This is a genomic window from Phenylobacterium sp., from assembly GCF_046590535.1.
Classification (GTDB): Bacteria; Pseudomonadota; Alphaproteobacteria; order Caulobacterales; family Caulobacteraceae; genus Phenylobacterium.
Window position 1 is genome coordinate 1 of record NZ_JBKJTG010000227.1, and the last position, 6,663, is coordinate 6,663.

Here is a 6,663-nt window from a genome sequence, read left to right on the forward strand (position 1 = left end):
GCAACAACGTCAAGCCGCACAAGAAGCCCGGCTACGCCATCGTGGAGGTCAGCCTCAAGGCCATCGGCGCCACGCCGGGCGACGCCAGCGCCGAGCAGATGGAGGTGGTGGCCAACCTTGCCGAGCGCTTCGGTCAGGACGACATTCGGGTCACCCACGAGCAGAACCTGGTGCTGCCGCACATCCGGCTGGGCGACCTGCCGGACGTCTGGGCAGCGCTGAGTGCGGCTGAACTGGCGACGCCCAACATCAGCCTGGCCTCCGACATCATTGCCTGCCCCGGGCTGGACTACTGCGCGCTGGCCAACGCCCGGGCGATCCCGGTGGCTCAGCACATCGCCGAGAAGTTCCGCGATCCCGACCGGGCCGAGCGAGTGGGCGAGCTGAAGATCAAGATTTCTGGCTGCATCACCGCCTGCGGCCACCACCATGTTGGCCACATCGGCATCCTGGGCGTCGATAAGAAGGGCGAGGAGTTCTACCAGCTCACCCTGGGCGGTTCAGGGGCGGAGGACGCCGCCGTGGGCCAGCCCCTGGGTCCGGCGCTGCCCTACGAGCGGGTCGCCGACGCCGTGGACACCCTGGTGGACGTCTACCTGCGCGAACGCCACGAGGGCGAGCGCTTCCTCGACACCTTCCGCCGCACCGGCGTGGCCCCGTTCAAGGAGGCTGTCTATGCCGACGCGCATTAGGTGGCAGGACGGCCAGGCCGTGCTGGCGGAGGACCCGTTCACCCACGTGGCGGACGAGTTGGAGCTGGCCTCCGGCGACGTGATCCTCTCGCTCACCCGCTTCCAGGCGGAGGGCGAGCGGCTGCTGTACGAAGGCCGCAAGGTCGGCGTGCGCCTGGATAGCCACGAGGAGGTCGAGGCCCTGGCCTATGACCTGCCCCGGATTTCCGTGGTCGCCCTCGACTTCCCGAAGTTCCGCGACGGGCGGGCCTATACCAATGCGCGCCTGCTGCGCGAACGCTTCGCCTATGCAGGCGAGGTGAGGGCGGTGGGCGACGTGCTGCTCGAACAGGCGGGCTTCATGCTGCGCTGCGGGTTCGACGCCTTCGAGCCCGCGGACGGTTCGAGCCCGCAGGCGTGGACCGCCGCGGCCCACCGCTTCCGTCACGTTTATCAACGCGCCGCCGACCGCCGCACGCCGGCCTTTGAGGTGCGGGGAGCTTGAGTATGGCCTTCGACACCCTGGCGCGGCCCGCCACCCTGGCCGCGCGGCTCGACGCGGAACTGCGCCACGCACATCCGCGCACGATCGTGGAGGCCGCGGTGGAGACCTTTGGCGACAAGCTGGCGCTGGTCTCCTCGTTCGGCGCGGAGTCCGCCGTGATGCTGGACATCGCTGCAAGGGTGAAGCCGGACATCGCGGTCCTCTTCCTCGACACCGGCATGCTGTTTGGCCAGACCCTGGACTACCGCAAGCAGCTTGCCGCCCAGCTGGGCTTAACCGACGTGCGCGACCTGCGGCCCGCCTATAACGACCTGGCCACCGCCGATCCGCAGGCCAAGCTGTGGGAAACCGACACCGACGGTTGCTGCCACATCCGCAAGGTGCTGCCGCTGGACCGGGCCCTCGGCGACTTCGACGCCTGGATTACCGGCCGCAAGCGCTTCCACGGCGCCTCGCGCCTGGCCCTGCCGGTGGTCGAGCAGGCCGGCGAGCAGATCAAGTTCAACCCGCTGGCCAACTGGACCAAGGCCGACCTCGACGCCTATGTGGCCGAGCACGAACTGCCGGGCCATCCCCTGGTAGCCCAGGGCTTCCCCTCCGTGGGATGCTGGCCTTGCACCCAGGCGGTGGAGGAGGGCGAGGACGTGCGCGCCGGCCGCTGGGCGGGTTCGCAAAAGACCGAATGCGGCATACACACGGCCCGCGCGCCGGGTACCGTCATCGACGTCGGCGGCGACATCTGAGAGTGGATATGACCGACGTTTCCGTGGCCCAGCCGGCCCTCAAGACCAGCGGGGCCTTTTTCGTCGAGACGGTGACCTGGGTCCAGCACTGGACGCCCAGCCTGTTCTCGTTCCGTACTACCCGCGATCCGACCCTGCGCTTTTCGTCGGGCCAGTTCGTGATGGTCGGCCTGATGACGCCGGAGGGTAAGCCCCTGGTGCGCGCCTATTCCATCGCCTCGCCGTCCTGGCACGAGGAGCTGGAATTCTATTCCATCAAGGTGCCGGACGGTCCGCTGACCTCACGCCTGCAGAATATCAAGGTCGGCGACCAGGTGCTGATCGGTCGCAAGCCCACCGGCACCCTGGTGCTGGACGGCCTGAAGCCCGGCAAGCGGCTCTACATGCTGGGCACCGGAACGGGCCTGGCCCCTTGGCTGTCCCTGGCCCGCGACCCGGATGTCTATGAGCGCTTCGACGAGGTGATCGTCACCCACACCGTGCGCGAGGTGGGCGACCTGAACTATCGCGAGCTGCTGGAAACCGAGCTGGCCGCCGACGAGATCCTGGGCGAACTGATCGCGCCGAAGCTCCGCTACTATCCGACGGTGACCCGCGAGCCGTTCAAGACTGAGGGTCGGATCACCGACCTGATCGCTTCGGGCAAGCTGTTTGCGGATCTGGGCGTGCCGCCCTTCGACCCCGCCGTGGACCGGCTGATGCTGTGCGGCGGGCCCTCGGTGCTGGCGGACCTGAAGCAGCTCCTGCTCGACCGCGGCTATCAGGAAGGCTCGCTCGCCAAGCCTGGCGACTTCGTGCTCGAACGGGCCTTCGTGGAAACCTGAGGGCTATCTCGCCTTCGTCAGCTGCGCGCCCATCATCTGGTGCAGCAGGTTGATGGCCTTCAGCGGCCGCACCATCACCTTGAAGCGGGTGATGCGCCCGTCCTCGCCCCAGAAAATCATGTCGACGCCGTTGATGCTGATCCCGTCGATCTCGCAGGCGAACTCCAGGATGGCGGAACGCTCCGCGCACCATTCGTTGAGATAGCGGAAGCTGGGATTGCCCAGCACCTGGGCGGCGGCGCGCAGGTAGCCGGTGGTCAGGGCCTTGCCCACCTGCGGCGTGTGCACCACCGGGCTCTCGAAGACCACATCCTCCGCCAGCAGGGCGTCGAGCAGCGCCGGGTCGTCGGCCCGCATATAGGCGTGCCAGCGGGCGATGGTCTCGGGGGCATGGTGGGTCATGGCGCCATGATCTCAGCTTCGGCTGACGCTGGCCACGATCAGTCTGCGGCCGGCGCATTCCCGGACAAGCCAGCATCGGGGCCGCGCCCATGGACCACATCAGCGGCGGCCGGCCCTAGGTCGGCGGGCAGCCCTTGAAGTCACCGACCTTCACGGCCGAGAGCTTCTTCAGGTTCAGCGGCATGATCTGCTTCATCGAGCCCGAGCCCGAGCCCGTATAGAGGTCGATGCGCTGGCCCTTGATCGCGCCGCCCACATCCGAGGCGTACCAGTAGCCGTCATGGAGGCTGCCGCCGGGCATCTGCAGGCCGACGGTTTCCTTGATGAACAGCACGCTGCGGCGCGGGATCAGCTTGCGGTCCACGGCGGCGGTGCGCATGGCCACGACCTTGCAGCCGAGGCTGTCCAGCGCCCCCACGCCCTTGGCGCCGGCATGATAGAGCGTGGCCTTCACGTCCCAGGCCGGCGCACCCGGCATGGAGCCGGTGATCACCGACATGATCAGGTCGCCCACGGGATCATTCGACGCCGCGTGCGAGTTGGTAGCCGCAATGAGAACTGAGAGAGCTGCCAGGGCGGCGAGGCGGCGTCGCATGGACGGCGTCCTCCTTCGTCGTTGAACTGGTACGACCCGTTCTCTACGCGGAGTCCGGCCCTGCAACAACCCTGGGCGAGCGTGGCGAATTGCCGTGCGAGTTTTCCTGACAGTCATTGCGAGGCTTCTTCGCTTGATTTCGCGAGACGATCCACGGCGCCTCAAGCTTGACCTTAGTGGGGGCGGTCGCGTGAAAATCTATGGGGACTCCAAGTCCGGCAACTGCCTGAAGGTCAAGTGGACCGCTGACCATCTCGGCCACGCCTGCGCGTGGATCGAGATCGACATCCTCGAGGATGCGAGCCCAACGCCTGCCTTTCTGGCGATGCATCCGGTCGGGCAGGCGCCGCTGGCGATCCTTGATGACGGCCGCCCTCTGGCCCAGTCCAACGCCATCATCCTCCACCTGGCGGAAGGCTCCGGCCGGATCCCCGCCGACACCTACCGCCCGGCCAGGACTATCCGCAGGTGAAAGCCTGGGTGGCGCGGGTGGAAGCCGCCCTGAACATCGCCTGAGGCGCTTGCCTTCGGGCGCGCCAGCCAGCAAACCGGGCGCATGAAACGCTTCGCGTCACTGGCCGTGATGGCCTCTCTGATCCTCGCCCCGCAGCACGCCTTGGCCTGGGGCGCCACCGGCCACCGGATCGTCGGCGAGGCCGCCATCCGCGCTCTGCCGGACGATGTCCCGGCCTTCCTGCGCACGCCACAGGCCGCGTTCGAGGTCGGCGAGCTGTCCCGCGAACCGGACCGCTCCAAGGGGTCGGGAAAGATCCACGACCATGACCGCGACGCCGGCCACTTCGTGGACCTGGACGAGGCGGGCAAGCTGCTGGGCGGGCCGAACTTCCTGCCGCTGCCGCCGACCCGGGCGGAGTACGAGGCGGGTCTGCGGGCCCACAACCTCGACGGCTGGAAGGCCGGCTATCTGCAGTACTCGATCATCGACCGTTGGCAGCAACTGGCCAGCGACTTCGCCTACTGGCGCGTCCTGACGGCGGCGGAAGCCAATCCGGCGTGGGCGGAGAACCGCGCCTGGTTCAGCGCCGACCGCATCCGTCGCGAGGCGCTGATCCTGAAGACCCTGGGGGAACTGTCCCACTTCGTCGGCGACGGCAGCCAGCCGCTGCACGTCTCGACGCACTACAATGGCTGGGGCGACTACCCGAACCCCAAGGGCTACTCCACCGCGCGCCTGCACGGGCCCTTCGAGGGCGACCTGGTGCTGGCGACCGTGAAGGCCGCGGCGGTGGCCGCGCAGGTGGCGCCGCTAAGGCTGTGCGCCTGCGCGCCCGAGCAACGCACCGTCGACTATCTCCTGGCCACCAACCGCCTGGTGGAGCCGTTCTATGAGATGGAGAAAGCCGGCGGCCTGGCCCAGGGCGACCCCCGCGGCACGGCCTTCGCCACCCGGCAGCTTGCAGCGGGGACCTCGGAGTTCCGCGACATCATCGTCGAGGCCTGGCGCGCCAGCGCCACCCGCAGCGTCGGCTGGCGGCCGGTGCAGGTGATCGACGTGGTCGCCGGCCGGACCAACCCCTATCGCAACCTCTACGGCATCGACTGATGGCGCAGGCGCAGATCATCGACGGCAAGGTCCACGCCGAACGGGTGCGCGCCGAGGTGGCCGTCCAGGTGGCGCGGCTGAAGGCCGACTACCGGCTGCAGCCCGGCCTGGCCGTGGTGCTGGTGGGCGACGATCCGGCCAGCCAGATCTACGTGCGCTCCAAGGGCGAGCACTCCCTGGCGGTGGGCATGCACTCGGTGACCCACCGGCTGCCCGACACGACCAGTCAGCACGACCTGATGCGGCTGGTGGGCGAACTCAACGCCGACCCGGCGATCCACGGCATCCTGGTGCAGCTTCCGCTTCCCAAGGGGCTCGACGAGAAGGCGGTGCTGGCGGCGATCAACCCGGACAAGGACGTGGACGGCCTGCATGTGCTCAACGCCGGGCGGCTGGTCAGCGGCCTGCCGGCGCTGGTCCCCTGCACGCCGCTGGGCGCGATGATCCTGCTGCGCGAGACCCTGGGCGACCTGACCGGCAAGCGCGCCGTGGTGGTGGGCAGATCGGTGTTGGTGGGCAAGCCCGTGGCGCAGCTCCTGCTGGCCGCCGACTGCACGGTGACCATCGCCCACTCGCGCACCGTCGACCTGCCGGCGGTGTGCCGCGAGGCCGACATCCTGGTCGCCGCCGTGGGCCGGCCCCGGATGATCCGCGGCGACTGGATCAAGCCGGGCGCCGCGGTCATCGACGTGGGCATCAACCGGGTGCCGTTCGACGATCCGGTCAAAGCCGCCGCGGGCCGCACCAAGGTCGTGGGTGACGTGCACTTCAAGGAAGCTTGTCAGGTGGCCGGCTGGATCACCCCCGTGCCCGGCGGCGTCGGCCTGATGACCGTCGCCGTCCTGCTGCAGAACACCGTCACCGCCGCCATGCGGCAGGCCGGGATCACGACCTAGGGTGAGAATCTGACGAGTTCCAGCCGACGAGCGGACATTCCGAATGACTGAGTCGGGTGGCAAGCGGACGTTGCCGCTCCAAGCTGCCGCCGCAGCTTGGCCGTTGACGGCTCGCAGCTAGTCGAACACGGTTCTGGCTGCGGTTGGGGGGCTGCGCGAATGGCTGAAGGTGACACAGGCGCGAGGCCTGGACGGACTCGTCGGTCGGGGTTGCCCACCACCCCCGATCCCATCGAGATCGCCATGGAGGCGGAAGCTTCCGGCCACGCGCCGCGCGGCGTGGCGCACGACTTGCTCAGCGACCAACGGCGCCTGATCCAGGCGGACTTGAAACATCGCGGCTGGCAAATCGCCTCCGAGCGGGCCGGGGTCGCGTTGAAGGTGCTGACCGGGCTGGTAGCGGTGGCTGCCGCCGGCGCCTTGACCGTGATGGCCTTGCACGCGTCTCGCGCCGATGGCGTGG

Annotated in this window: 9 protein-coding genes and 1 pseudogene; 8 read left to right on the forward strand and 2 right to left on the reverse strand. The window is 68.7% G+C overall.

Translation table 11 applies throughout. The features are described from left to right. The 4 genes and pseudogenes from ACLL81_RS13725 to ACLL81_RS13740 all read left to right on the forward strand — a co-directional run. Window positions 1-692: pseudogene (locus ACLL81_RS13725) on the forward strand (nitrite/sulfite reductase); the annotation flags it as partial. Next, the gene (locus ACLL81_RS13730) at window positions 676-1,176 is read left to right on the forward strand and encodes a DUF934 domain-containing protein (RefSeq protein ID WP_411288918.1); all 501 of its coding nucleotides are present in this window, start codon (window positions 676-678) and stop codon (window positions 1,174-1,176) included. The pseudogene ACLL81_RS13725 and the gene ACLL81_RS13730, both read left to right, overlap by 17 nt. A gap of 2 nt (window positions 1,177-1,178) precedes the next feature. Further along, the gene (locus ACLL81_RS13735) at window positions 1,179-1,919 is read left to right on the forward strand and encodes a phosphoadenylyl-sulfate reductase (protein WP_411288919.1); all 741 of its coding nucleotides are present in this window, start codon (window positions 1,179-1,181) and stop codon (window positions 1,917-1,919) included. 8 nt (window positions 1,920-1,927) lie between these two features. After that, a complete protein-coding gene (locus ACLL81_RS13740; protein WP_411288920.1) occupies window positions 1,928-2,743 on the forward strand; it encodes a ferredoxin--NADP reductase in 816 nt (271 codons plus the stop codon). Between the two features lie 3 nt (window positions 2,744-2,746). On the opposite strand, the gene ACLL81_RS13745 is transcribed toward ACLL81_RS13740, so the two are convergent. Then, window positions 2,747-3,145: a nuclear transport factor 2 family protein gene (locus ACLL81_RS13745; RefSeq protein WP_411288921.1), complete on the reverse strand. Its 399-nt coding sequence runs from the start codon at window positions 3,143-3,145 to the stop codon at window positions 2,747-2,749. A gap of 115 nt (window positions 3,146-3,260) precedes the next feature. Then, window positions 3,261-3,659, reverse strand: a complete 399-nt coding sequence (locus ACLL81_RS13750; RefSeq protein ID WP_411288922.1) for a 3D domain-containing protein — start codon at window positions 3,657-3,659, stop codon at window positions 3,261-3,263. Between the two features lie 271 nt (window positions 3,660-3,930). Between ACLL81_RS13750 and ACLL81_RS13755 the strand changes: the two genes are divergently transcribed. The 4 genes from ACLL81_RS13755 to ACLL81_RS13770 all read left to right on the forward strand — a co-directional run. Beyond that, window positions 3,931-4,212, forward strand: a complete 282-nt coding sequence (locus ACLL81_RS13755) for a glutathione S-transferase N-terminal domain-containing protein (RefSeq protein ID WP_411288923.1) — start codon at window positions 3,931-3,933, stop codon at window positions 4,210-4,212. Window positions 4,213-4,296: 84 nt separating this feature from the next. Beyond that, window positions 4,297-5,304: a S1/P1 Nuclease gene (locus tag ACLL81_RS13760; RefSeq protein WP_411288924.1), complete on the forward strand. Its 1,008-nt coding sequence runs from the start codon at window positions 4,297-4,299 to the stop codon at window positions 5,302-5,304. Continuing rightward, window positions 5,304-6,200 carry a bifunctional methylenetetrahydrofolate dehydrogenase/methenyltetrahydrofolate cyclohydrolase FolD gene (gene folD / locus ACLL81_RS13765; protein ID WP_411288925.1) on the forward strand — a complete coding sequence of 299 codons (897 nt, stop codon included), beginning with the start codon at window positions 5,304-5,306 and terminating at the stop codon, window positions 6,198-6,200. The genes ACLL81_RS13760 and folD overlap by 1 nt, the downstream gene beginning before the upstream one ends. Window positions 6,201-6,410: 210 nt before the next feature. Beyond that, window positions 6,411-6,663: hypothetical protein (locus tag ACLL81_RS13770; protein ID WP_411288926.1), on the forward strand; the 253-nt coding region annotated here is incomplete at its 3' end.